The 25,967-nt window shown below is 55.4% G+C and carries 21 protein-coding genes; 5 read left to right on the forward strand and 16 right to left on the reverse strand.

Annotated elements, in window-relative coordinates; all coding sequences use genetic code 11:
• Positions 1-40: 40 nt before the first annotated feature.
• From G482_RS0107620 to G482_RS0107640, 5 genes are all read right to left on the reverse strand, one after another.
• Positions 41-1,429, reverse strand: coding sequence for an alkaline phosphatase (locus G482_RS0107620; RefSeq protein WP_211227590.1), 1,389 nt, complete (start codon positions 1,427-1,429; stop codon positions 41-43).
• A gap of 36 nt (positions 1,430-1,465) precedes the next feature.
• Positions 1,466-2,914: an alkaline phosphatase gene (locus G482_RS0107625; protein WP_028449543.1), complete on the reverse strand. Its 1,449-nt coding sequence runs from the start codon at positions 2,912-2,914 to the stop codon at positions 1,466-1,468.
• A 122-nt stretch (positions 2,915-3,036) separates the two neighbouring features.
• Positions 3,037-4,095, reverse strand: a complete 1,059-nt coding sequence (gene mltG, locus G482_RS0107630; protein ID WP_245575267.1) for an endolytic transglycosylase MltG — start codon at positions 4,093-4,095, stop codon at positions 3,037-3,039.
• A gap of 23 nt (positions 4,096-4,118) precedes the next feature.
• A complete protein-coding gene (gene yoaA / locus G482_RS0107635; protein ID WP_028449545.1) occupies positions 4,119-6,080 on the reverse strand; it encodes a DNA repair helicase YoaA in 1,962 nt (653 codons plus the stop codon).
• Between the two features lie 67 nt (positions 6,081-6,147).
• Positions 6,148-6,981 carry a DODA-type extradiol aromatic ring-opening family dioxygenase gene (locus tag G482_RS0107640; protein ID WP_028449546.1) on the reverse strand — a complete coding sequence of 278 codons (834 nt, stop codon included), beginning with the start codon at positions 6,979-6,981 and terminating at the stop codon, positions 6,148-6,150.
• A gap of 240 nt (positions 6,982-7,221) precedes the next feature.
• On the opposite strand from G482_RS0107640, the gene G482_RS0107645 reads away from it, so the two are divergent.
• Positions 7,222-7,662: a hypothetical protein gene (locus G482_RS0107645; protein ID WP_028449547.1), complete on the forward strand. Its 441-nt coding sequence runs from the start codon at positions 7,222-7,224 to the stop codon at positions 7,660-7,662.
• Between the two features lie 21 nt (positions 7,663-7,683).
• On the opposite strand, the gene G482_RS0107650 is transcribed toward G482_RS0107645, so the two are convergent.
• Positions 7,684-9,111 carry an aminotransferase-like domain-containing protein gene (locus tag G482_RS0107650; RefSeq protein ID WP_028449548.1) on the reverse strand — a complete coding sequence of 476 codons (1,428 nt, stop codon included), beginning with the start codon at positions 9,109-9,111 and terminating at the stop codon, positions 7,684-7,686.
• 147 nt (positions 9,112-9,258) lie between these two features.
• Here G482_RS0107650 and ccoG point away from each other — a divergent pair, with 147 nt between their 5' ends.
• Positions 9,259-10,650: a cytochrome c oxidase accessory protein CcoG gene (ccoG, locus tag G482_RS0107655; RefSeq protein WP_028449549.1), complete on the forward strand. Its 1,392-nt coding sequence runs from the start codon at positions 9,259-9,261 to the stop codon at positions 10,648-10,650.
• A 192-nt stretch (positions 10,651-10,842) separates the two neighbouring features.
• Here ccoG and G482_RS0107660 read toward each other — a convergent pair whose 3' ends face one another.
• From G482_RS0107660 to edd, 10 genes are all read right to left on the reverse strand, one after another.
• Entirely contained in the window at positions 10,843-11,610 is a 768-nt protein-coding gene (locus G482_RS0107660) for an SDR family NAD(P)-dependent oxidoreductase (RefSeq protein WP_028449550.1), read from the reverse strand.
• 105 nt (positions 11,611-11,715) lie between these two features.
• Positions 11,716-13,104 (reverse strand): hydroxysqualene dehydroxylase HpnE, encoded by a 1,389-nt coding sequence (hpnE, locus tag G482_RS0107665; protein ID WP_034619261.1) that lies wholly within the window; start codon positions 13,102-13,104, stop codon positions 11,716-11,718.
• A 4-nt stretch (positions 13,105-13,108) separates the two neighbouring features.
• A complete protein-coding gene (hpnD, locus tag G482_RS0107670) occupies positions 13,109-13,945 on the reverse strand; it encodes a presqualene diphosphate synthase HpnD (protein ID WP_028449552.1) in 837 nt (278 codons plus the stop codon).
• A 9-nt stretch (positions 13,946-13,954) separates the two neighbouring features.
• Positions 13,955-14,641: a DUF4136 domain-containing protein gene (locus tag G482_RS0107675; RefSeq protein WP_028449553.1), complete on the reverse strand. Its 687-nt coding sequence runs from the start codon at positions 14,639-14,641 to the stop codon at positions 13,955-13,957.
• Positions 14,641-15,741, reverse strand: a complete 1,101-nt coding sequence (gene aroC, locus G482_RS0107680) for a chorismate synthase (protein WP_028449554.1) — start codon at positions 15,739-15,741, stop codon at positions 14,641-14,643. The genes G482_RS0107675 and aroC overlap by 1 nt, the downstream gene beginning before the upstream one ends.
• A 154-nt stretch (positions 15,742-15,895) precedes the next feature.
• Entirely contained in the window at positions 15,896-17,035 is a 1,140-nt protein-coding gene (locus G482_RS0107685; RefSeq protein ID WP_028449555.1) for a porin, read from the reverse strand.
• Positions 17,036-17,235: 200 nt separating this feature from the next.
• Positions 17,236-18,312: a porin gene (locus G482_RS0107690; RefSeq protein WP_028449556.1), complete on the reverse strand. Its 1,077-nt coding sequence runs from the start codon at positions 18,310-18,312 to the stop codon at positions 17,236-17,238.
• A gap of 425 nt (positions 18,313-18,737) precedes the next feature.
• Positions 18,738-19,739: a type I glyceraldehyde-3-phosphate dehydrogenase gene (gene gap, locus G482_RS0107695; RefSeq protein ID WP_028449557.1), complete on the reverse strand. Its 1,002-nt coding sequence runs from the start codon at positions 19,737-19,739 to the stop codon at positions 18,738-18,740.
• A gap of 183 nt (positions 19,740-19,922) precedes the next feature.
• Positions 19,923-20,546, reverse strand: coding sequence for a bifunctional 4-hydroxy-2-oxoglutarate aldolase/2-dehydro-3-deoxy-phosphogluconate aldolase (locus G482_RS0107700; protein ID WP_028449558.1), 624 nt, complete (start codon positions 20,544-20,546; stop codon positions 19,923-19,925).
• A 117-nt stretch (positions 20,547-20,663) separates the two neighbouring features.
• Positions 20,664-22,487 (reverse strand): phosphogluconate dehydratase, encoded by a 1,824-nt coding sequence (gene edd / locus G482_RS0107705; RefSeq protein ID WP_028449559.1) that lies wholly within the window; start codon positions 22,485-22,487, stop codon positions 20,664-20,666.
• Between the two features lie 299 nt (positions 22,488-22,786).
• Between edd and zwf the strand changes: the two genes are divergently transcribed.
• The 3 genes from zwf to hexR all read left to right on the forward strand — a co-directional run bounded on the left by zwf (position 22,787) and on the right by hexR (position 25,940).
• Complete coding sequence (gene zwf / locus G482_RS0107710; protein WP_028449560.1) at positions 22,787-24,241, forward strand: glucose-6-phosphate dehydrogenase; 1,455 nt, start codon at positions 22,787-22,789, stop codon at positions 24,239-24,241.
• Positions 24,242-24,315: 74 nt separating this feature from the next.
• Positions 24,316-25,011 carry a 6-phosphogluconolactonase gene (pgl, locus tag G482_RS0107715; RefSeq protein WP_034619263.1) on the forward strand — a complete coding sequence of 232 codons (696 nt, stop codon included), beginning with the start codon at positions 24,316-24,318 and terminating at the stop codon, positions 25,009-25,011.
• 86 nt (positions 25,012-25,097) lie between these two features.
• Positions 25,098-25,940 carry a transcriptional regulator HexR gene (gene hexR, locus G482_RS0107720; protein ID WP_028449562.1) on the forward strand — a complete coding sequence of 281 codons (843 nt, stop codon included), beginning with the start codon at positions 25,098-25,100 and terminating at the stop codon, positions 25,938-25,940.
• The last annotated feature ends 27 nt before the right edge of the window (positions 25,941-25,967 follow it).

The following is a 25,967-nucleotide window of genomic DNA, read 5'->3' on the forward strand; positions in this document are numbered from 1 at the left end:
CGCAACGCGGCAGGGCCTGGTTCACTCCACAAGCAGGCGCTTAGAAACCGTAAGCCGACTTCAGCAAGCTAAAGACCTTGGTGTTGTCGATGGTGCCTTTAAAGGTTTTGGAGGCCACACCCGCCCCGGTGGCAAACAGCATCACATCGCCACCACCGTGGGTTTCGCTGCCCAGGCGCACCCCGGTTTCCTGCTGATAATCATCGTGCAACACCTGGCTTTTATCTGCATCGCCTTCCAGCAAATTGCTGCGTACTGGTTTGCGATTTGGCCCGTTACCAAACACCAAGGTGGTGTAGTTGTTGCCGTTCACGTCTTTGGATTCAGCGCCGGTTTTGTAGTCTTTCACCGTGCCAAGGATATTGCTGCCCCGCTTGCCATAACCATTGATGGTCATGGTGTGATCATGGTCGGCGGTGACCACGATCAGGGTGTTTTTCAGGCCCGGATCGCGTTTTTGCATTTCATCCAGCGCCGCTTTGATCGCATCATCAAAGGCAATCGTGTCATCCAGCACTTTTTTGGCATTGGTGCCGTGCAGGGCATGGTCAATCCGGCCGCCTTCCACCATCAGGAAAAAGCCTTCGGGTTTCTTGGCCAAGACCTCAATCGCTTTCAAGGTCATGTCTTTCAGGCTTGGCTCATCCAGCTTGCCTTTCACCCGGTCTAGCTCGTATGAGAGATGGCTTTTATTAAACAGCCCCAGCAATTTGCTGGTGTTTTTGCCGTCTACCGCCGCCAGTTGGCTGCCGCTGGCGGCGTAGGTGTAGCCTTTGGCTTGCAACTCGGCAATCAGATCACGGCCATCCGTGCGTACACCTGAGGCACCGGTTGGGCGGAAGAATTGCCAGCCGCCACCCATCAAGACATCCAGCCCATCGCCCAACTTACTGTTGTATCCCAGCCCACCCACCGCGGCCTGCGCGGCAATTGCGTTTTCAGCATCACGGTGGCAAATGTGCGCATAAGTGGCCGCGGGGGTGGCATGGGTAACCGTCGTCGTCGTAACGGCGCCCACGGCTTTGCCCTTGGCTTTGGCCAGCTCCAGAATGGTGTCCACCGGTTTGCCATTATTGGCCGCGCAGGCCGAATCCTTGCCATTGGGCTTGGTTGGCTTGGTATCCGGGCTCATTGAGATGACTTCATTATTCATCTTCACGCCAGTCATATAGGCAGACATCGACGGCGCCGAATCGGTGGTTTGCGCATCATTCGAGAAGGTTTTCACCCGGGCCGTGCGGGTTTTACCATCGAGCTTTTCCATATTCAGCTCGCCTTCTTCTTTGTATTTGTAGATGCGCGCCGCGGTGACGGTGGCCGGGCCCATGCCATCACCCAGGAAGAAAATCACGTTTTTCGCTTCGCCGGCAGCCAGCGACGGTTGCGCAAAGGCAGAAACAAACAAGGCTGCAAGTAAGGTCTTTTTCATCATCATTCCAGAATAAGTTCGGTTGCGCTGCATCACTTACAGGCCCATGGCGCTGCGAATCAGCGAGAAGACTTTGGTGTTGTCGATCACGCCGGCAAATGAATCGGCGTTTTTACCGATCGCGCCCAGAAAGACGTTATTACCACCATGCGTCTCTGCCCCTACCGCGGTTTGAATCACTGCTTCCTGGTGATAGCTATTGGCAAACACCGCCTCATCGGTCAGCGCGGCAAATTTGCTGCGGCTGTCATTCACGCGGTTTTCACCGGTACCAAACCCGATAATGGTGTACGGCATCCCATCGTCGTCTTTGGCGATGCTGCCATCGCTGTAATTACGCACCAACCCCAGCACCCCAGGGTTGCCCGCGGCAGATTTACCGGTCCGTGCGGCATAGCCATTCAGCACCAGCGTGTGATCATGGTCGGCGGTAACGACGATCAGGGTGTTTTTGAGTTCCGGATCGGTTTTCTTCACTTCGGCAATTGCGGCTTTAATCGCGTTATCAAAGGCCACGGTGTCTTGCAGCGCTTTCTTAGCTGTAGTTTCGTGCAGCGCATGGTCAATGCGGCCACCTTCCACCATCAGGAACATGCCTTTGCTATTCTTTTGCAGACCCTGAATGGCTTTCACCGTCATGTCGGCCAGGCTTGGCTCTTTGGCCGGATCGCGATCCAGGTCGTAGCTCATATGGCTTGAGCTAAACAGACCAAACATTTTCTTGGCTGTTTTGGGGTCCAGCTGATCGAACTCAGCTTTGTTACTGGCAAAGCTATAAGAATTCGCCTTCATTTCGGCGATCAGATCGCGGCCATCGGCGCGTTTGCCACCCGCGGCGGTAGGCTTGAAGAATTGGCTACCGCCCCCAAACACCACATCCACGCCATCGAGTAATTGCCGATTAAAACCGCTCTTGTCGTCGCCAGGCACCAATTGGGCGGCAATGTCGTTTTCCGCATCGCGGTGGCAAACGTGGGCATAAGTGGCCGCTGGGGTGGCATGGGTGATGCGGGTGGTGGTGACCACGCCCGTCGCCAGGCCCGCGGCTTTGGCGATTTCCAGCAAAGTCGTCACAGGCTTGCCATTGCTAGTGCCGCAGTTGCTGGTCAGGTCTTTATTCGGATCTTTGGCCAGCGTGTCTTGCGACATCGAAATCACTTCGTTATTCATCTTCACGCCGGTCATATAGGCCGCCATTGACGGCGCCGAATCGGTGACTTGCGCATCATTAGAGAAAGTTTTAACGAAAGCGGTTTCGGGCAGGGTATCGATGGTGAGCTCACCGTCTTCGCCCACAGCGTAGATCCGCGCCGCAGTCAGGGTAGTCATCCCCATCCCGTCGCCGAGGAAGAAGATCACATTTTTCGGTGTGCTGGCCTGCGCAACCGGCGTGGCGGTTGGCGCAGGGGCGGGATTGGTGACGGAGGAACCGCCACATGCGGACAAACCGAGCGCAATGGCGCTCACCATGAATAGTTGTTTCATAAGGCTCTCCCAAAGGTGCGCACAGCTTAGGCGAGAGACACTTACAAATTGGCGACAGGCAGGTGACCGTTTGGTGACCCGCTTGATCTAGATCAGACGCAGCGCAAACAGCGCTGGCGAGCTTAGCGCAGGTATTTATTCACCGCCGCATTATGCTCATCGAGGGTATTTGAAAATTGGCTAGATCCATCGCCGCGTGCCACGAAATACAGGGCGGAGGTATCTGCAGGCTGGGTGGCGGCCAGCAGAGCAGCCTCGCCCACCATGGCAATCGGTGTGGGGGTGAGGCCATTGCGGGTGTAGGTGTTATACGGGGTATCGGTGCGTAAATGCGCCTTGGTAATGTCCCCGGCAAAGCCCTCCCCCACGCCATAAATCACTGCCGGATCGGTTTGCAGGCGCATGCCCAGCTTCAGCCGATTGATAAACACCCCGGCAATCAGCGGCCGATCGGCCGCGCGGCCGGTTTCTTTTTCCACCAGCGAGGCCAAGATCAAAGCTTCATAGGCATTTTTCAGCGGCAAATCGGGCTTGCGCGCAGCCCAGGCCGCTTCTAGCTTGCTTTGCAGGCGCTGATGCGCGCGTGCCAGCAGTTTTAAATCCGAGCTACCGGCCTCGATCTGGTAGGTATCAGGGAAAAACAACCCTTCGGGCGAATCGGCCACAATCCCGAGGCGAGCCAGAATCTCGGCATCGCTCAGCTGGGCGATCTCGTGCTTCAGATGAGGATTGGCCAGCAGGGTTTTCTTTACTTCCCGCCAGTTCCAGCCTTCCACCAGCGTCACCATTAGCTCATCGGTATCGCCCTTGCTCAGCTTGCGCAGCAACAGCCACGGCGATATATCCGCCATGATGCGATAGCGGCCGGCTTTTAATTGCGTATCTTTGCCGCTGGCGCGCGCCAGCCAGACAAATAGCGTGGGCGAATCCAGCGCCCCTTGTGCTTGTAATTGCTGCGCCAATTGCTGCACCGTGCCCGCTTCCAGCTGCACATAGCCCCCTGCCGGCTTGGGCTGCGGCTCGGTGGCCCAGCTATACAGCCAGCCGCCCAAGAGCACGCCACAGACCAAGAAGCCCAAGAGCGCAAAGCCGGCCACACGGCCCCAGAAGGACGGCCGGCCAGTCGGTTTGGCCCCTTTGGGCGCACGGGGTGACGGAGTGGCTTTAGCAGATCGGGCCACGGTGGTTCTCCAGCAGCGATGAGTTAGTTAGGCTCGGCCGCAGGGCCGGCGGTTTTTTGCGCTTGTTTGAGCGCGTAGAATTTTTGCACATTGGCCAACTCGCGTGAGCGAAACATCGGCGGCAGGCTTTTCCAGATCAACTTGCCGTAGTGTTTTTCAACCAGACGCGTATCGGCAATCATCAAAATACCGGTATCGCTTTCATCGCGAATCAGCCGCCCCGCGCCCTGCTTAAGGGTAATGGTGGCATTAGGCAATTGATAATCCATAAACGGGCTACGGCCGGCCTTGGTAATTTGCTCCATCCGCGCCGACAGCACCGGATCATCCGGCGGCGAGAACGGCAGTTTATCGATCACCACCAAGGATAACTGCTCGCCGCGCACGTCAATCCCTTCCCAGAAGGTTTGGCTCGCCACCAAAATCGCATTGGGCGAACGGCGAAACTGCTCCAGCAGCTCGGTACGCGAGGTACTGCCTTGCAAAAACACCGGCCAATCCAGATTGGCGGCTTTGAGTTTTTCCAGCACCAGCTCGTGCGCTTCGCGCATGGCTTTCAAGCTGGTAAACAGCAAAAATGCATGCCCTTGCGTGAGCTGTAGCAAAGGCCAGGCTTTGTCGATTACGGCAGGGGTATAGCTCGGCGTATTCGGGGGCGGCATGTCTTGCGGCACATACAGTACCGCCTGCTGCTTGTAATCAAATGGGCTATCCCACGTGGCCGTTTCGGCTTTCCATAGCCCCAGCTCATGCTGAAAATGCGTAAATTGATTGTTCACCGCCAGCGTGGCCGAAGCAAACACCCAGGCGCGGGGATGAAAATTAACCTGCTTTTGGAATAAATCGGCGATGTTCAGCGGCGTAACATGCAGCATAAAGCCATGCGGGGTGACATCGATCCAGTGTACGGTTTCGGTTGAATCTTCGGCTTGCCATTCGGTCAGCAAGCGGGCCATTTCGCTCGCGCGCTGATAGCATTTTTCCAGCCCTTCGGCACGCTCAGCCTGCTTGGCCAACAGATCGGTCAGGGTATTGAGCGCCGCTTGCAGCGCCAAAAGCTGCGGGTAAAACTCTTTATTGGCTGCGGCGAGCTCATGTTGCGGCAAACGCAGCTGATCTTTAAAGGTGAGCCGCAGATCTTTCACGCTTTTTTCCAGCGCTTCGGCGGCATTTGGCAAATGGATAAAATCTTTGGCCACTACCAGCGCCTCGGCGCGGGCATCGCGGGCCAGCTCAACAATCTGGCCGCTGGTGAGTGTATCGCCAAAAAACAGGCTGGCGACTTCGGGCAGCTGATGGGCCTCGTCGAAAATCACAGTATTACAAGCGGGCAACAACTCGCCCGCCCCTTCGTCGCGCAGCCAGACATCGGCAAAAAACAGATGGTGATTCACCACCACCACATCGGCTTCTTGCGCCTCGCGGCGGGCTTTAAGCACAAAGCAATCTTTGTGGCTGGGGCAATCCTGGCCCAGACAATTATCGCGGGTGCTGGTGACATGCGCCCAGATCGGCGCGTCTTCCGGCACGCCCGGGCAGCTGGCTTTATCGCCTGATTGCGTGGCTTTGGCGTAGCGTTTTACTTTTTGCAAATCCACCACATCTTCGCGGCGCATAAAGCGACCTTCATGCTCGGCGCGCTCCAGATGATAGTGGCAAACGTAGTTAGAACGCCCCTTCAACAGCGCCACCGTCACCGGTACTTTCAACACATCGCGCACGCTGGGAATATCGCGATTAAATAGCTGATCTTGTAGCGTTTTGGTGCCGGTAGAGACAATGGTTTTGCCGCCCGACAGGAGCGCAGGCACCAGATAGGCAAAGGTTTTGCCGGTGCCGGTGCCGGCCTCGGCAATCAGCTGGCCTTGGCTCTCAATGGCATTGGCCACCGCCTGCGCCATCTCCAGCTGGGGCTGGCGCAATTTATAGCCGGGAAAGGCGGCGGCAAACGGGCCGTCGTCGGCAAAGGCTTCCTCAAGCGTCATCAACAGGCTCTAACTATCAGACAAAAATCAGCACCCGATTGTAGCAGCCAGCCCAGCCAAAAACGCATTATTGCGCCATGGGTGGCAAATTAAACCCGATCACATCCATGCCCAGCACCCCCAGTACCATACTCTGATGCAAAGGCTGCACCTGCGGCGCGGCCTGCTGCGTACCGGCTGCTGCGCGCGCGATCAGCAAAGGCAGAAAGTGCTCGATGCTCGGATGGGCCCGCCGTGCGTAGCGCAGCTGTTGCTCCCATTGCAGCCAGCCATCTTTACCCTGGGTATTGAGCGCAGCATAAGTATCCGCAATAAACTCAGCCGTATACTGCTCTAGGGTATACTCTGCCGAGCCCGCCGTAGCAGTTGGCGACATCCGGGCAAAGGCATCGCGCAAATTATGTGTAATGCTGCCGGATGTAACGAGCAACACATCCGGAGGTAGCACCGCCGCCAGCTGCTCGCCCAACTGCCAATGGTGCAAATTATCGAGCGGAAATGCCAGCGAGACCGTCACCACCGGCACATCAGCCAGCGGGTAGATTAATTTGAGCGGCACCCACGCGCCGTGATCCAGCGCCGGATCATCGCTCACTGCCACCGGCACACCCGCCGCCGCCAAACCCTGCGCAATCTGCATGGCCAGTGCCGGCGCGCCTTGCGGCCGGTATTGCAGCTGATACAACTCGGGCGCAAAGCCGCTAAAGTCATGCCATTCCTGCCACTGCGGCGCGGTGCCCACCACCGTTTGCCGCGCGATATTGTGCGCCGAAATCAGCACAATCGCCCGCGGCCGCGGCAAGCGCGCGCCCAGCCCGGCCAGAAAATGCCGCGCCGGAATATCATCGATCACCGTCGACGGTGCGCCATGACTAATAAACAAACTGGAATGGGTAAACATGGTGTGCTGCCAAGGAAAATTGAATCAAGCCATGATAAGGCGTTCGCAATTCAGCCGCGGCGAAGAGATTTGAAGCTCTTGTGCAAATTGCTTGAAGCAGTATCGCGGCGAAAAGCACACACTAATCCGCGACTATCTAGACGGAAAATCCTCGATCACACTAATCTGCCGAAGCCATGGTCAACCTTTTTTTGGCGCAGGCAACCATGATATTGAGCTTAATAAATAAGGGCCTTGCTGATGGATAAAAACGCCAAACAAGAACTTTGGGTGCGCTTGATTACCGCCACAGTGTGCTCGCTGCTTGGCTTACCCTTACTCTGGCTAACCGTGCTGATATTGCTAGCGGCTTTTAAATCGGAAGGAGGCAGCGAACACCATGCTATTTGGGCCCTACTGCCCGGTACTTTTGCGGCTTTTTTTCTTGTCGTAGCCTTTAAGCTTCTCCAGCCAAGCTCGGGGCATCGGCATTTATTCAGTCATCGAGTTTTGTTCGCCATCGGGGGGGTTATTGTGGCAGGTCTAGCGATCATTGCGGCGGCGAGCATAAGCCATGTAACACCAGTGGCACTCAATGCGGCAGCAGGTGCAATTAGCTTTGGCGCCATGATTATTACGGCCGCCAAAGCAATTAAAACCAAAGCACAGCAAGCTATCAGTAGCGCTGAAAATAGCCAGTAACTATCCGCCTCTGGAGAGAAGCTAACAAGAAAAGCTCGTGGCTTGCTCTCTTATCAAGCGCCCCAAGGTTTGCATCGCCTGCTCAAACTCGGCGCCCCACTGCCCACCAAAATTGAGCCGCATGCAGTGCTGAAACTGGCGGCTGGCAGAGAAAATAGGCCCAGGGGCAATGCTGATGCCGTGGGCGGCGGCCTGGCGATGCAGTTGTAGCGTATCAAAGCCGGCGGGGAATTCTAGCCAGACAAAATAGCCGCCTTGCGGGCGGGAGACACGCACGGCCGGCGGGAAATACCGGCGAATCGCGTCATTCATCAGCGCCAGCTGCCCTTCCAGTACATGCCGCAGTTTGCGCAGATGTTTGTCATAGGCCCCAGTTTGCAGATAATCGGCCAGCGCCGCCTGGGCAGGCACGCTGGCCGAGAGCGTGGTCATCAGCTTGAGCTGCTCCACTTGGCGAGCGAACCGGCCGGGCGCAATCCAGCCAATGCGGTAACCGGGGGCGAGGCATTTGGAAAAAGAGCCACAATGCAGCACCCAGCCAGCGCGATCAAACGCCTTGGCAGGCAAGGGCTGGCGCTGACCAAAATACAGCTCGCCATACACATCGTCTTCAATCAGCGGGATCTGCCGCGCGCTGAGCATCTGCACTAAGCGCTGCTTTTTCTCGTCGCTCAGGCTCACCCCCATCGGGTTTTGAAACGAGGTCATCAACCAGCAAGCCTTGATCGGGTGCGCGGCCAACAGCTCGGCCAGTACGTCCAGATCCAACCCTTCTTTTGGGCACACCGGAATTTCAATTGCTTTCAGCTTCAGCCGCTCAATCGCTTGCAGCGCGGCATAAAAGCCTGGCGACTCAATCGCCACCAGATCGCCCGGCTGGGTGAGTGCGGCCAGCGCCAGATTAAGCGCCTCGAGCGCCCCATTGGTAATGATGATCTGATCGGCGGGCTGGGCAATGCCCAAACCCAAATAGCGCAAGGCGATTTGCTGACGCAGGGGTAAATGCCCCGGCGGCAGGCTGGCCACGGTTTCCCAAGGATCGATAAAGCGAGCGCTACTGGCCAGCGATTTGGCCAGCCGCGGCAAAGGAAAATGCCGTGGCGATGGAAAGGCCGAGCCCAGCGGCACCACGGCCCGGTCTTGCGCCGCCCCCAGAATCGAAAATACCAGCTGACTGATATCCACTTCGGCCGGCGGCAAGGTAGTGGCGTGCGTTTGTGGCTCGGCCAGCGGGGCGCTGGCTTGGCCGCGCACAAAATAGCCCGAGCGCTCATGCGCGCGCACCAGCCCGCGATCTTCCAGCCGGTGATAGGCGGCAAAAATCGTCGCCGGGCTCACCTGATGCTGGGCGCGTAGCTTGCGCACCGAGGGCAAGCGCGTGCCGGGCGGCAAGGTGCCATTGCGAATATCGGCGGCCAACAGCTCGGCCAGGGCTTCGTAACGTTTCATCAGCATTTTCCACGGCAGGTGCAGTGCAGCCAACTGCACATCTGATACGCATTTTGCCGCAGTTTCTGATTCTGTTCTGGTTTTTTGCGCGCTTGCATACTGCGGCTATTTGCTTGCAGCCAGCCCTGCGCTGGCAGGATACGCCCAATGTCGACTTCATCTGTCCAGACCATTCATTTTCAACCGCGCAATAAAATCTACCCACGCTGGGTGCATGGGCGGTTTAACCGCTGGCGCATTGCCTGTGTGCTGCTCACCCAGCTGTTTTTTTATGGTGTGCCGTGGCTGCAGATCAATGAGCGCCCCGCCATGCTGTTCGATCTGGCGCACAGCAAGTTTTATGTATTTGGCCTGGTGCTGTTGCCGCAAGATTTTGTTTATCTGATGGCGCTGTTGCTGGTGTCGGCCTTTGGGTTATTTGTCTGGACCGCGATTGGCGGGCGCTTATGGTGTGGCTACGCCTGCCCGCAAACGGTCTATACGCAGCTGTTTTTGTGGCTTGAACACCTAAGCGAAGGGGATCGCTCAGCACGAATCAAGCTGGATCGGGCGCCGTGGGGCCTTGCCAAACTCGCGCGCAAAGGCCTGAAACATAGCCTCTGGCTGGCGCTCTCGCTCTGGACGGGGATTACTTTCGTGGCCTATTTCACCCCGCTAAGCGAGCTGTTGCCGGGGCTGGCTAGCTTCAGCCTGGGGCCGTGGGATAGTTTCTGGATTGGCCTGTACGCCCTAGCCACCTATGGCAATGCCGGCTGGCTGCGCGAGCAAGTGTGCCAGCATATGTGCCCGTATTCGCGCTTTCAGAGCGCGATGTTTGATGACAACACCCTGATCATCAGTTACGACGCCGCCCGGGGCGAGCCGCGTGGCCCGCGCGCGATTGGTCAAGACCCCAAGCTACTGGGCTTGGGCGAATGTGTATCGTGTACCTTGTGTGTGCAGGTGTGCCCGACCGGAATCGATATTCGCGAAGGGCTGCAATACGAGTGCATTGCCTGTACCGCCTGTATTGATGCTTGCGATCAGGTGATGGATCAGGTGGGGTATCCGCGTGGTTTGATTCGCTATACCACCGCCAATGAACTGGCGCAGCAGCCGCAGCGACTGAGCGGCTGGCAACAGCTGCGGCGCCCACATGTGGCGCTCTTTAGTGTGGCGCTGCTGCTGGTGCTGGGTTTGAGCGCTTATACGCTCAGTACGCGTCAGCCGCTGAAGGCGAATCTGGTGCGCGAGCGCAATACGCTGGCGCGCGAATTAGCCGATGGCAGCACTGAAAACCTGTACCGGCTGCAATTACAAAACACCGCCGAACAAAGCCGCCGCTATCAGCTGCGCGTTACCGGCCTGCCAGGGCTGCAGGCCGAAATTGATCAGGCCCAAACTTTGGAACTCGCCGGCACCGAGAGCCGCGAATTTGTGGTGCGCGTAAAGACGGCCACGCCACCCGGCCCGGGCGCACACCCGGTGCTGTTTCAGCTGACCGCCGCGGATGATCCGGCGGTGCACATCAGCGAAAGCGCCACTTTCTTCGGCCGCTAGGCAAAAAAAAGCCCTGCCACCACGTGGCAGGGCGAATGACTACAGGGAGAGATGAAACAAACTACACACTTGCATGCACCACCGCCAAAGCTGGCAGTGGGGCAAAGTTTGGAGATCAATCACAAACTTGCCTTAGCTCTGAGTCGGGTGTCGGCAGAAAGTTCATCACTCGCGCAATTTTTTTGCAGCTTTTTACTGATCAGCCTGCGAGGCGGCAAAATGCAGTGTTTGCCCGCTCTGACCACGGCTGGCTTCGCCCAGCCAATACATAATCGCCGGCATGATCGCGCTGGTTTCCGGCAGGCTCTCTTTGGGCTCGGCCGGATGGGTCGCCAAGCGGAACGGCGACTGAATCGGGCCGGGCACCAGAAGATTAATCCGCAGCTGCGGCTGTTTATCCCATTCCGAGGCGGCAATTTGCACCCAGTTTTGCTGGCCGGCTTTACTCACGCTAAAGCCGCCCCAGTAGGCTTTGGCCTCAAAAGCATGGCTTTCGCCTAGCACCAAGACCGCCGCATCGGGGGCTTTGCTCAACAGCGGCATCAGCGCGCGGGTCATGGCAAAAGGCGCGGCAACATTCACGCGGAACATGTCCACCCATTCATCCAGCTTTTGGATATTCAACGGCGAAAGATGGCTAAAGCCATTGGCGGCATGCAAGATGCCATCGAGCCGGCCAAATTCTTTTTGAATCAGTAATCCGAGCTGGGCCAGCTCTGCCTCACCCACTTTGGCCAGATCCATCGGAATGGCCGCAGGCTGCGGGCCGCCGACACTTTCGATTGCATCGTAAGTGCGGCTGAGTTTTTTCTCGTTGCGCCCCACCAAGATCACCGTTGCGCCGAGCTTGGCCAGCTCCACCGCCGCCATCGCGCCAATGCCCTGCCCCGCGCCGGTGACCATAATCACCCGATCTTGCATCGCGCCAGCGGGGGCCTGATAGTGCTGCCAGTTTTCCATATTCGTTCTGCCTATCTGCAATCAATCTTAATTTCAATCTAGGTATAGCTTGCCAAGCTTTAAATCAAATAGACTACAAAGCCATACCCTACTGATGTATCTGTATTAGCTAGCCACACCCGCCGCCGCACGATCGGCCAGGAGCGCCTGCGCGGCCAGCAAGCCGCTGCGCACGGCGCCTTCCAGCGTGGCCGGATATTCACCACGCCCCGGCCCCGCCAACCCGGCGGTGTAGTCGCCGGCGAGGTAAAGCCCACTCGCCGCAGTGCGATTGGCCGGCCGGGCCAAGCCCACGCTACAGGCAAACGTCGCCCGCTTTTCGGTAATCACCTGCCGGCTAAACACCTCATCCGGCAAACCCAGCTGCTGATGCAATTCAGCTTGCACCGCCAGCGCAAGTTCCTCATGCCCCATGCCGCTGTGCACGCCTTGCGCCGAAATCACCACCGCAATTAAGCCGGGGCATCCATGGGTATCGCTGCGATCAAACACCCATTGCGCCAGACTATCGGCCAAACCCAGCATCGGCTGCGCCAAGCGCACTGCCGGCGTGTATTGCAAATACACGGTCACGATGGGCTGATACGGCCAGCTAGCCAATTGCGCCGCCTGCGTCTGTACGCTGGGCAACTGACTATCTTGCAGCAGTTTGGCCGCCTGATGCGGCGCGGTGGCCACCACCACCGCCTGATACGGCTCGGCTGCGCCATCCAGATACCAACCAGCAGCATCGTGTCGCAGCACTTTAACTCTATGGCCTAGCTGCACATACCCACCCTTCTGCTGGATATACGCCGCCGCCGGCTCAGCATACAGCGCGCTAAAATCCACCAGCGGTAGTAATAAATCTGATGCTGCACGGCGGCCACCCAGACTATCGCGCAAGACATTCAACAGCACCTGCGCACTGGCGATTTCCAGCGGGGTGTTGAGCGCCGCTAGCGTCAGCGGTGTCCAGAAACGGCTGATCAATTGCGCAGGCTGACGATTTTGCGCCAGCCATTCGCTCACGGTTTGATCCACCGGCAAACGCCAGCGCTGCCATTTAGCGCGCTGAATCAGCCACAGCAGCGCCCAGCGTTCACCCCAGCTCAGCCCTTTGGCGCTGAGCAAGCCCGACAGCAAATGCAGCGGTGCGGGCCAGCGGGCACAGGCGAGGACAAAATCGGGCTCCACTTGCAGGCGCATTGGCAAACGGCGCAGCACTTGGCCTTCGTCCACCCCAAAGCGGCGCAACTGCCCGCGTAAAGCCTGATATGCGCCAATCAGTAAATGTTGGCCATTATCCAGCGGCGCAGGTTTGCCCGGGCTGCTGTGTGCCGACAGCTGCGCGCGCTCAACACGGCGCGCCCGGCCGCCCAAAACTTTACCGGCTTCAAACACCGTTACCACTACGCCCTGCGCGGCCAGCTCGGCCGCAGCGGTAAGGCCAGCATAGCCGCCACCAATCACCGCCACACGGCTGGGTGCGCCGGAATTCAACGGCTGCGGCATACGCTTAGGCAAACCACCAGGTTTTCCACGCCAGCCATAATTTGCGAATCGGCGTCAGCGACAGGCGCTGATTCAGCACTTTTTGCGGGCCATCGCGGCGGATTTCATCCAGCGTGGCGCGGTAAATCGCCGCCATCACCAGCCCGGTGCGCTGGCTTTTCTTATCGGCCGCCGGCAGTAGCGCCATGGCTTGTTGATAATATTGCTCGGCCCGATCAATCTGAAAATTCATCAGAGCTTTAAATTCGGCCGTTTCGCGATAATTGAGAATATCTGCCGCCGGCACATTAAAGCGTTGCAACTCTTCCACCGGCAGATAAATCCGCCCACGACGGGCGTCTTCACCCACATCACGGATGATATTGGTGAGCTGAAAGGCAATGCCCAGATCATGGGCGTATTTCAGTGTTTTGCGATCGGTGTAGCCAAAAATCGTCGCGGCCAGCTGCCCAACCACACTGGCCACACGGTAACAGTACAGGTGCAGGTCTTTAAAGCTGTTGTAGCGCGCCTGATTTAGATCCATTTCCATGCCGTCAATGATTTCCAGCAGCATTTCGCGTGGCAAATCATAGGCTTTGACTGCCGGCAACAAAGCCTGAGTTACTGGATGCTGCGGCGCACCGGCATACATTTGATCCACTTCGCTACGCCACCAATTGAGCGTAGTGCGCGCGACATTTTCATCGCTGGTTTCATCCACCACATCGTCCACTTCGCGGCAAAACGCATACAGAGCGGTAATGGCCAGACGCTGCTGCGGTGGCAAAAAACGGAAGCTGTAATAAAAACTGGAGCCGCTCTTGGCGGCTTTGTCTTCACAGTATTGATCGGGCGTCACGATGTTCTCTTATGGTTTGGGGCTGGCGAGCGGGATTTTCACTTCGCGGCTGGCACCCGTCGGACCGGGGAATGGCATAAACAGGCTTTTCATCAGCCATGGCACGGCAGATTCCAGCTCATCTTGCTGGCTGCGATTGCGGGCCCGGCCTTCGTATAATTTGGCAAATTCGCCGTTTTTGAGCGCCTTGCGGTCGTAAATATCTACAAATAGCTCGCGGGTGTAGACAGTTTCATTCACCGTTTGGCTACCCACAATGCCGGTTTCCGGATAATAGCGCGGCACTAACACCACGCTACCGCCGCTAATCACTCGCTGATAGCTAACCGAATAACCAATCGTGCCCCAGATCGGTTGCTGGTAAGACTGGTTTTTACCGTCATCAATCTGGTAATCAAATTTCACCAGCCAATCGGCTTTGAGCGGATCTTTCTGCCAGATATAGCCTTGCTTGGCCAGCTGTTCGCCCAGTTGCTGCTCGAATTGCTGGTAGGCCAGACTCTGGCTGTGTTTGCTATTGGCTTCAATGGCAAAGGCCTTGGGCAAAGCCATAGCCGCCTGTACCGCCGCTGCGCCCGAAGCAGCCGCTGGCGCGCTGGCCGGTAGCTGATGCCGCACCGAGACGGTGGCGACAAAGCTGGGGCTAGCGCAACCGGCCAGCAAGGCAAGCGCGAGCAGTGCACTGGCGGCGCGCATTAGGCAATCGCCCCGGGGATGCGCGGCGTATTCACGACCACATCACCGCATTGCGCCCGATGGCGCAGCGCGTGGTCGATCAAGACCAAGGCCAACATGGCTTCGGCAATCGGCGTCGCGCGAATGCCGACACAAGGGTCGTGACGGCCGGTGGTGGCCATCATAACTGGATTGCCCATTTTGTCGATTGATTGGCGCTCTTGGGCAATACTGGAGGTGGGTTTAACCGCCAGATTCACTGTAATAGCCTGCCCGGAAGAGATACCCCCCAAAATACCGCCAGCATGATTAGTCGCAAAGCCATTGGGCGTCAGCTCATCGCAATGCACCGAGCCACGTTGCGCGATGCTGTCGAAACCGGCACCAATCTCGACGCCTTTGACGGCATTGATATTCATCATCGCATAGGCGATGTCGGCATCAAGCCGATCGTACACCGGCTCGCCCCAACCCACTGGCACGTTTTCGGCCACCACCGAAATTTGCGCCCCCACCGAATCACGCTCGGCGCGGATTTGATCCATATAGGCTTCCAGTTGCGGCACGATCTCGGCATTCGGGGCAAAGAAGGCGTTGTCGCTCACGTGCTCCCAGCTTTGGAACGGGATTTTGATCTCGCCCAGCTGGCTCATATAACCGCGAATCACCACGCCAAATTTCTCTTTCAACCATTTTTTGGCAATCGCCCCTGCCGCCACCCGCACTGCGGTTTCGCGCGCCGAAGAACGACCACCACCGCGATAATCGCGAATGCCGTATTTATGCCAATAGGTGTAATCGGCGTGGCCAGGGCGGAAAGTTTCGACGATTTTGCCGTAATCTTGGCTGCGCTGATCTTGATTGCGAATCAGCAGCGCAATCGGCGTGCCGGTGGTTTTGCCCTCGAACACACCGGAGAGAATCTCGACCGTATCGGGCTCTTTGCGCTGGGTGACATGACGGCTGGTACCGGGTTTGCGGCGATCCAGCTCCAGCTGGATATCTTCCACGCTCAAATCCATTCCCGGAGGGCAGCCATCCACAATACAACCGATGCCGGGCCCGTGGCTCTCACCAAACGAGGTGACCGTAAACAGCAAACCCATACTATTGCCCGACATCTTGTGCTCCAGAAAATTGTATTTATTGGTCAATAGTTTGATTTTACCACGCGCGCCGCCGCTATACGCAGCGGCGACCCACAGAAAAAAACCGCCGCTCTGCAGCTGCAGAACGGCGGTTTAAAGACGGTGGTTTCAAGCGCGCCAGAGGCGATTAGAAGTCGCCGCGCAGACCAATTGCGAAGATGCTAGCGTCTGAACCTTTGCTCAAACTAAAGCCTGAGCCAGTGGTTGAGTTTGCGTTCTTGTCATTATCGATTTTGGTGTAAGTTGCGATCACACGAACTTGTTTGTGCAGATTATATGAAGCGCCAAGACCAAATTGCTTCGCACCTGAATCAGCAACGGTTTTGCCATTTTGTTCAACTTCATCTGCAATCGCATAATTGGCGTGGAAGTTCCAGTCGCCCATGGCATAGCCCAAGCCAAAGCCGTAAGTATTTTGCTCTTGCTCAGTTTTAGCAGCTGAACCGATTGCGTATTCAGTGTTCATTTTTTCCCAAACAGCACTGAATTTCACACCAGCGTATTTCAATGTGCCGCCAACAGTCACTGCATCTGCCGATTCGTTACTTTGTTTGCCAGTAACATCTGATTTGCTCGACAGCTTAACGCCGGTCAGATCATATGAAGCATCACTCAACTTCGCATAACCCACACCGAGATCAAAAAATTGGCTTGAGTAAGCTGCCATCAGCGACAGTTGCGGAGCATTTACCTCACCTACCTTGCCGAAGTTGTAGCTCAATTGACCTGAAAAGCCAGCAAATTTCGGAGTTTCATAATGAACGATATCACCCTCGCGACCGCCCATACGACCAATGATTGAGTCTTTACCAGTCAAATCAGTTGTATCGTTCAGGTTGTCATCAAATACGCCGTAAGCCGCTTTTTTCAGGTTTTTGTAGGCGTTATCGTAACGGCCAGCTAGAAATTTACCCGCAGCAGTGCTTTCCAAACCGATGAAGGTATTGCGAGTACCGAATGTTGCAGTGGCTGATTTTTTCTCACCACTATCACCCACATAGATGCGCGATTCAACTTGACCGATAGCCTTCAGGTTGTCGTTCAGTTTCCATTCGCCCTTAACACCAAAGCGTGAGCCTTGATCAGCCAAACGGGTTTGATCATCATTAGCATCAGTGACGGTGGTTCCGGCGAGCGGCGATACGCTAGCAATTTCCACTGCTGTACGCAAGCTGCCGTAGATCTTTACTGGGCCCAGATCAACATCAGCAAAAGCGGCTGGGGCAACAAACGCGGCAGCAACTGCAGCAGCAATCAATTTCATCATTTCTATTAACTCCGGCTTTATAAAAGTTAGCTACTGTGAAATTTCACAATGAGCGCATTCTATAAATTCATTGTTAATATTCGAGGTCATTTCAATGACATTTGTATTACATTTTGCAATAACATCTTGTTTTGCCAGAAAAAACAAAAAAGCGGCCGAAGCCGCTTTTTGTATAGGCAATCTAAGCTGAAAGTATCAGATTAGAAACCAACCAACAGGTTTGTGCGGAAGCGCACGTCGTTCTTAGCACCTTCATCATCACGTACAATTACACGATTGCGCCAGGTAACATTTTTACCCAGAGCATAAGTAACGCGACCACCGTACTCTTGGTAAGAACCTTTCTGACCATAGGTCCAAGCATTTGCTACAGTCTTGTCGCCATCGATCTCATCAAAATGAGAATAGAAAGCGCTCACACCCAGGTTACCGAAGCTTTTAGAGGCAGTTACCAACCAAGCATCTTGAGAAGCTTTCTTGTTAACACTTACGCCAGCCAATTTGTCCAAGTTGTAATCATTGCTGCGGTAAGAAGCGAGCAGATTAATGCCGGCTACATCAGCACTTGCACCAACTGAGTAGAACTCGTAGCCGCCTTCGTTACCATTAGAGAAGATACGATCTTTGTTAGATTCAAATGCGCCATAAAGCTTAACTGGCGAGAAATCTACAATAGCCGCAGCACTAAAGCCCATGCTACCAGCTTTGTCATTAGCCATACCTACTTCATTCAGAATAACACCAGCATTCAGGGCTACCGGGCCAAACGAACCGTCGTAGCGAATTTGGTTTGGCGTACGACGACCGTCTTCGCCTTCGCTAGTACCACCCCAAACGTGACCTTGGTGTGCATCATTAGTATTAACAACACCTGAGCCACCAAAGCCAAAGTGATTTTCACCGTACACAGCACCAGAGTGCGTCATGTACCAATCCATCATTTGGAAAGCTGGGGTCAGCATTTTACCAAAACGTACTTGACCAAAGTCACCTTTCAAACCAACCCAGGACTGGTGAGTACGCAGAGCAACACCCTCAGCGCCTTTTTCATCAGAGTTAGTCAGGCCGTACAACCAGATAGCCTGCAGACCACTATCCAGTTTATGTTCACCACTAAAGAAAATAGTTGTTTCATTTTCAAAAGTAGTAGCCGACTTGCCATCTTGTGAACGATAGTCGATGTATGCATCAACTTCACCAGAAACTGTTACATCCGCAAAAGCTGGAGCAGAAACTGCAGCTGCTACAGCAGCAGCGATAAGAGCGCGCTTGAACATTAAATTATCTCCAAAAGAGAGTTGATTTTTTAAACCACCGTAACAGCGGGCCTCTTTGTTTTTGCAACGGGCCACTGCTTTACAGACTCAAGATTACGGAAGAACGCCGAGTGAAGCAAAAGCAATTGCGGTTTCTGGCCCTAGATGTAGCCTTAGCGCAACACACCCAAACCAATCCCTTAATCCCGAAACCTCACCAAAACACCAGTCAAAACTAAACAATAAAAACAATAATTTAGCGAATCAAGCTTATGCAAAGGATTACATTGCAATACGCTCGAACCGGCCATCCATCCAACATGTCCATCCTTAGCACCACTCATGCAAAACATTGCAAAGGCCACAAGTAAATATTCCCACTCAGCAGACAAAACAAAACGCCAGGGCTCGCGCCGCTGGCGTTTTGTTTATGGGTTGGCTAGCGTTTACTTAGCCATCACGCGAACCATTTCGAGCACTTTGCTTGAATAGCCCCATTCGTTGTCATACCACGCCACCAGCTTCACAAAGGTTTTATCCAATGCGATACCCGCATCGGCATCAAACGTTGAAGTGCAAGCTTCGCCACGGAAGTCGGTCGACACCACTTTCTCGGTGGTATAACCCAGCACGCCCTTCATCGCGCCTTCAGAAGCCGCTTTCATTGCTGCGCAAATTTCTTCGTAAGACGCTTCTTTATTCAGCTCAACCGTCAGATCGACCACTGATACATCCGAAGTTGGCACACGGAATGCCATACCAGTCAGCTTGCCTTTAACTTCAGGAATCACAACACCAACGGCTTTGGCCGCACCAGTTGAAGATGGGATGATGTTTTCCAGAATACCGCGACCACCGCGCCAATCTTTGTTCGATGGGCCGTCAACGGTTTTTTGGGTTGCAGTGGCTGCGTGCACAGTCGTCATCAGGCCGCGCTTGATACCGAAGTTATCGTTAATCACTTTCGCGATTGGCGCCAAGCAGTTGGTCGTACAAGAGGCATTAGAAATAATTTGCTGGCCAGCGTAAGTGTCGCTGTTTACGCCATACACAAACATTGGCGTGTCATCTTTCGATGGTGCTGACATGATGACTTTCTTCGCACCTGCGGCGATGTGTTTTTCACAAGTCTCTTTAGTCAGGAATAGGCCAGTCGATTCAACCACCACATCCGCACCGATCTCGCCCCATTTCAATTCAGCAGGGTCTTTCACAGCGGTCAGACGAATGGTTTTACCGTTTACCACCAGATTGCCGTTTTCGATCGCTACGTCACCTTTGAATTTGCCATGCACAGAATCGTGTTTCAGCATATAGGCGAGGTAATCTGGCTCCAGCAGGTCGTTGATACCAACGATTTCGATGTCGTCAGCAAAGTTGTAAACCGCAGCACGGAATACCATGCGACCAATACGGCCAAAACCGTTAATACCTACTTTAATAGTCATGAATCTTCTCCAGAAAAGGATCGAATAAATCGGGACGGTTAAGCATGCACCATATTGCAGGAGACTGCCTTTGCGCCATGACAAATTATCGTGCAAAAACCAAATCGCACCGCAATCGCCACAATTTGCAGCAATTCACGGTGCGTCTTGCAAGCGAACTATGCCGCTTTCGTGCTACAAAAATTACCCACGCAGACCAGAGGCTTCGCGTGCCAATTCAGTAATGGCAGCCCAATCACCTTTGGCCACCAGATCTTTTGGCGCCAACCAAGAACCGCCCACACAGCCCACGTTCGGCAAGGCCAACAATTTCGGCGCAGACTCAACACTCACGCCGCCAGTTGGACAGAACAGAATTTGGGGCAGCGGGCCACCCATAGCTTTCAGCATACCGAGGCTACCCGCCTGCTCGGCTGGGAACAGCTTCATGGCATCAAAACCTTCTTCCAGCGCCGCAATTGCTTCAGATGGCGTCATCACGCCAGGCAGAATCTGGATACCCGCTTCACGACCCGCAGCCGCCAATTTTGGCGTCAGACCTGGTGTCACCGCAAACACGGCACCCGCCGCTTTGGCTTGTGCAAACTGCTCAGGACGAACCACGGTACCCACACCCACGATGGCATCAGGCACGTTGTCGGCAATGGCTTTCACTGCTTCCAGCGCAGCTTCGGTACGCAGAGTCACTTCAAGGACCCGGATACCACCAGCGACCAGAGCCTGCGCCAAAGGCACAGCGTGCTCGACTTTTTCAATCACCAGCACCGGCATAACGGTACAAGCGCGCATGATGTCACGAATTTGCATGAGAATTTCCGTCTTCTGAGTTGCGGCCTAACAAGGTCAGCAAGGTTTTTTAAATCGACTGGTGCATCTCCTCACACCCCAGTCGCACGCTACTTATTATTATCAAGCGAGCTGATTTTAGTGAGCCAGCCCTAAGCTCAATGCACCATCTTCTGCACCAGTGGCTGCGGCACGGAAGCTAGCAAACAATTCACGCCCCATACCATGACCGTTTTTCGCCATATCGGCGGTTGCCACTTCGCGGGCATCCCATTCAGCCTGATCAACTTTGGCCACCAATTCACCGGTTTCAGCATTCAGCAGAATCACATCGCCGGTGCGGACTTTGCCCAGCGGGCCGCCCGACACCACTTCTGGCGTGATGTGAATTGCGGCCGGCACCTTGCCAGACGCGCCCGACATGCGGCCGTCGGTCACAAGCGCCACTTTGAAACCACGATCCTGCAACACGCCCAGCGGCGGAGTCAGTTTGTGTAGCTCTGGCATCCCATTGGCACGCGGGCCCTGGAAGCGCAGTACGGCGATAAAGTCTTTTTCCAGCTCGCCGCGTTTGAACGCCGCCAGCACATCATCTTGATCATCAAACACAATCGCAGGTGCTTCCACCACGCGATGCTCAGGTGCCACCGCCGAGGTTTTGATCACGGCACGGCCCAAATTACCTGACAGCAATTTGGTACCACCATCGGCCTGGAATGGATTGCTCGCCGGGCGTAGCACGTCGGCATCGCCGCTTTCAGTTGGTGCATCACGCCATACTGCCTGGGTATCTTGCAGGAACGGCTCTTGCGCATAGCGGCGCAGACCATACCCAGCTACGGTATATACATCTTCATGCAGCAAGCCCGCATCGAGCAATTCGCGAATCAGATACCCCATGCCACCAGCCGCATGGAAATGATTCACATCGGCCGAGCCATTTGGATACACCTTCGCCAGCAGCGGGATAATGGCCGACAGGTCGTTAAAGTCTGACCAATTAATAATGACGCCCGCCGCACGGGCGATCGCCACCAAGTGAATGGTGTGATTGGTCGAGCCACCGGTCGCCAGCAAACCGATGATGCCGTTGACGATGGCTTTCTCATCAATCACTTTGCCGATTGGCAAATATTCATTACCCAGCGAAGTAATCGCCGCTGCACGCTTAGCAGCCGCGGCAGTCAGCGCATCGCGCAACGGAGTGCCTGGATTGGTAAACGCCGCGCCTGGCAAATGCAGACCCATGATTTCCATCAGCATCTGATTGGAGTTGGCCGTACCGTAGAAAGTACAGGTACCTGGACCATGGTAGCTGCCCTCTTCCGAAGCCAGCAGCGCCTCGCGCCCAACTTTGCCTTCAGCAAACAGTTGGCGGGTTTTGGCTTTTTCTTTATTCGAAATGCCGGAAGTCATTGGACCTGCCGGCACAAAAATCGTTGGCAAGTGGCTGAACTGCAGGGCGCCGATCAGCAGGCCCGGCACGATCTTGTCGCATACGCCCAGACAGAGCGTGGCATCAAACATATTGTGAGACAGCGCCACTGCGGTCGACATGGCAATGACGTCGCGGCTAAACAGCGACAATTCCATGCCGGGCTGACCTTGGGTCACGCCATCACACATTGCTGGCACGCCGCCGGCAAATTGTGCAGTAGCGCCGGCTTCGTTCGCGGCTTTTTTGATAATGGCTGGGAAGGTTTCGAAGGGCTGATGCGCTGACAACATCTCGTTGTAGGCTGACACAATGGCGATATTGGGCTGGCGCATTTCGCGCAACATGATCTTATCGCCCTCAGGCATTGCCGCCCAAGCATGGGCCTGGTTGGTACAGGCCAGACCTTTGCGCACCGGCTCTTTACTGGCCGCCTGCTCCATCCGCTCTAGGTAGCGAGTCCGGGACTCTTTGCTGCGCTCAATAATTCGCTGGGTAACTTCAACCAAAGCAGGATGCAGGGACATGGAAAGAACTCCGATTTTTTGTAACTAAACCGTCTATCAAACGACTTATGAAATTTAGCGTAGTTTTACTACAATCAAGCCATTTCGACAAGCAAAACTCTTAACAAAGTCAATTCGTTGCAGTGCAGCAAGGCCTTACTCGACAAAGGGTTTCGCTGTGCAAGGCTTGCACCGCATTAGTGCAAACCAGTACGCAACAAATTCGTTTGCTAGCGAGTTTGTGCTTGTAGTAAGATTACAAAGCTTACTATGCTTGGCGGATTGTCAAGCCCCCAATTCCAACTGAGGATGTTTGGCTCATGACTGCAATCGATGCTTTCGACATTGTGTTTTTTGGCGGTACTGGTGACCTCGCTCTGCGCAAGTTGCTCCCGGCCCTTTATCATCAGGATCAAGATGGCAATCTGCCAGCACAAGGTCGCATCATCTGTCTGGGCCGCAGCCCGTCAGACACCGCAGGCTACGTCGAAAAAGCCCACGCTAAAGCGAAAGAATATCTCGGCAGCCATTATAACGAAAATGACTGGACCAAGTTTGCCAGCCGCATCGAATACCTGAAAGTCGATGCGCACACTGAAGCCGATTTCGTGGCTTTGGCCGAAACACTGAACAAATTCCCTGGTCGCGAGCGCGTTTTCTACCTCTCGACCGCCCCTGATTTCTTTGCCCCCATCGCCAAAAATCTGGCAGCCCAAGGCCTGAACGAAGGTAATTCCCGTGTTGTGCTGGAAAAACCACTCGGTCACGATCTGGAATCATCCAACAAGATCAACGACGAAGTCGGCGAATACTTCACCGAGAAGCAAATTTACCGGATCGACCACTACCTGGGCAAAGAGCCGGTACTGAATCTGATCGCCCTGCGCTTTGCCAATACTCTTCTCGAGCCACTGTGGCGCCGCGAATGGATTCGCGATGTGCAAATTACCGTGACCGAACAAGTGGGTGTGGAAACCCGTGCTGATTTCTACGATAAAACAGGCGCGCTGCGCGATATGGTGCAAAACCACCTGCTGCAGCTGCTGACCATCGTGGCGATGGAGCCGCCAGCTTCGATCGATGCCGACGCAGTGCGTGACGAAAAACTGAAAGTATTGCGCGCCCTGAAACCACTGAGCGTGGACGACGTAAAAACCAAAGTGGTGCGTGGCCAGTATCGCGCCGGTGCCGTTGCCGGCAAACCGGTGATTGGTTATCAGGATGAACCAGGCGTACCTGCGGGCTCGAAAGCCGAGACCTTTGTGGCCTTAAAAGCCGAGATCGAAACCTGGCGCTGGGCGGGCGTACCGTTCTTCCTGCGTACCGGTAAACGTCTATCTGAGCGCCTGGCCCAGATCGTAATCAACTTCCGCGAAGCACCGACTTCGATTTTCGGCAAAAACCTCGGCCAACCTAACCGTCTGGTGATCGAGCTGCAACCAGATGAGTCAGTACGCCTGTACCTGCTGGCCAAAGAGCCGGGCAACCAAACCCGTCTGCGTCAGGTGTATCTGGATCTGGACTTCAAAGAAACCTTCGCGACCCGTAGCCCTGAAGCCTACGAGCGTCTGTTGATGGACGTGATCCGTGGCGACCTGTCGCTGTTCGTGCGCCGCGATGAGCAGCAAGCTGCATGGCGCTGGGTTGAGCCGATTATCGAATCATGGGAAACCAGCCCGGAAGGTCCAAAAACCTATACCGCCGGCACTTGGGGCCCAGCCGCTTCTTCGGCACTGCTATCTCGCGATGGCCTGTGCTGGTACGAAGAAGCCTAACTTACCCCCACCCAGTAACATCCTCAAGACCATGCCTAGCATGGTCTTGACGCAAATACCCTCAGGAGTTTTCGATGGCCTTGCAATGGCATGAATTTGACAGCAAAGACCAACTGGATCAACAACTGGCCAGCACCATCGCCAGCGCCTTGGCAGCCGCCATTGCGGCCCGTGGCTGCGCTGGCCTTGCCGTATCAGGCGGGCGCACCCCAGCCGGCATGTTTAAAGCGCTGCGCAACGCCGCCATCGACTGGTCGCGCGTGGTGATCACACTGGTGGACGAGCGTTGGGTGCAACCCGATCATGCCGATAGCAATGAGCGTCTAACCCGCGAAAACCTACTGCAAGATGGTGCCGCGGCTGCGACGTTTATTTCACTGGTGAATCAAGAAGCCACGCCCCACGCTGCCCTAACGAGCATTGAGGCCCGCTTGGCCGCCCTGCCTAACCCGATTGATGTGGTGATTTTGGGTATGGGCGATGATGGCCATACCGCCTCGCTTTTCCCTGCCGCAGCCGAGCTGGAAGCGGCCTGTGCATCCGACAATTTGCTGGCGGCCGTGACGCCACCGGTGGCCCCACACCAGCGCATTACCCTCACCCTGCCCACCATCGTGAAGAGCCCGAATGTCATCGTCCACATCACCGGCGAAGGCAAAAAAACCCTGCTCAACGATGCGATGCAAGCCCAAGTGAGCCTCACCGAGCAATACCCGATCCGCCGTGTGCTGGATCAGGTAGCGACGGCACAGGTGTTCTGGGCGGCTTGATCAGCCATGCACAGCCGCACTTTTCTTCCACTTACCGCCCAGCCACAAGCTGAGCGTGCACACTCGCCCCTGCGAGGACGGATCCCATGCTAGAACGCATCAAAACTGTCTTGGACTCGCTGTCCAAATCGGAACGTAAAGTCGCTGAACTGGTGATTGCCCAGCCGAATCTGGTGGCCAATGCGCCGATTGCCCAGATTGCGGACATGGCCGATGTTTCCCAGCCGACGGTGATCCGTTTCTGCCGCTCACTCAATTGCTCTGGCCTGCAGGATTTCAAGCTGCGGCTCACCCGCTCGCTGGTTTCAGGGGTGCCGTATGTGCATTCCATGGTATCGGCGGATGATTCGGCTCACGATCTGGCGCGCAAATTGTTTGATAACAATATTTCGCATTTGCTGCGCTGCCGCAATGAGCTGGATACCGAAGCCTTGGAACGCGCGATCAAAGTGCTGTCTAACACCCACAAGATCGAAGTCTGGGGGCAAGGTCAGTCAGGTGCAGTGGCCATTGATGCCCAAAACAAATTCTTCCGCCTTGGCGTGCCCACGGTGGCCTACACCGACCCGCACATGCACGGCATGAGCGCCTCAATGCTCAAACCGGGCGATGCCGTGGTGGCGGTATCAAACTCGGGCCGCACGTTAGATATGCTGCGCTCGGTCGAGATTGCCCGCGATGCCGGTGCCGATGTGATTGGCATTACCCACAGCAAATCGCCACTGGCCAAGCGCTGCAATATTTGCCTGTACGCCGACACGATGGAAGACCCGGATCTGTACACGCCAATGATCACGCGGATTGTGCATTTGGTGATTATTGACGTACTGGCCGTTGGCGTTGCGCTCAAGCGCGGCCCTGAGCTGATCGATCAGCTCGAGAAAATGAAACGCAATATGAAAGAAAAACGAGTCCGCGGCCATGAGTAAGCGGGCGAAAAATAAAAACATTGTTCC

The organism is Chitinibacter tainanensis DSM 15459, from assembly GCF_000429785.1.
In the GTDB taxonomy this organism is placed as follows: Bacteria; Pseudomonadota; Gammaproteobacteria; order Burkholderiales; family Chitinibacteraceae; genus Chitinibacter; species Chitinibacter tainanensis.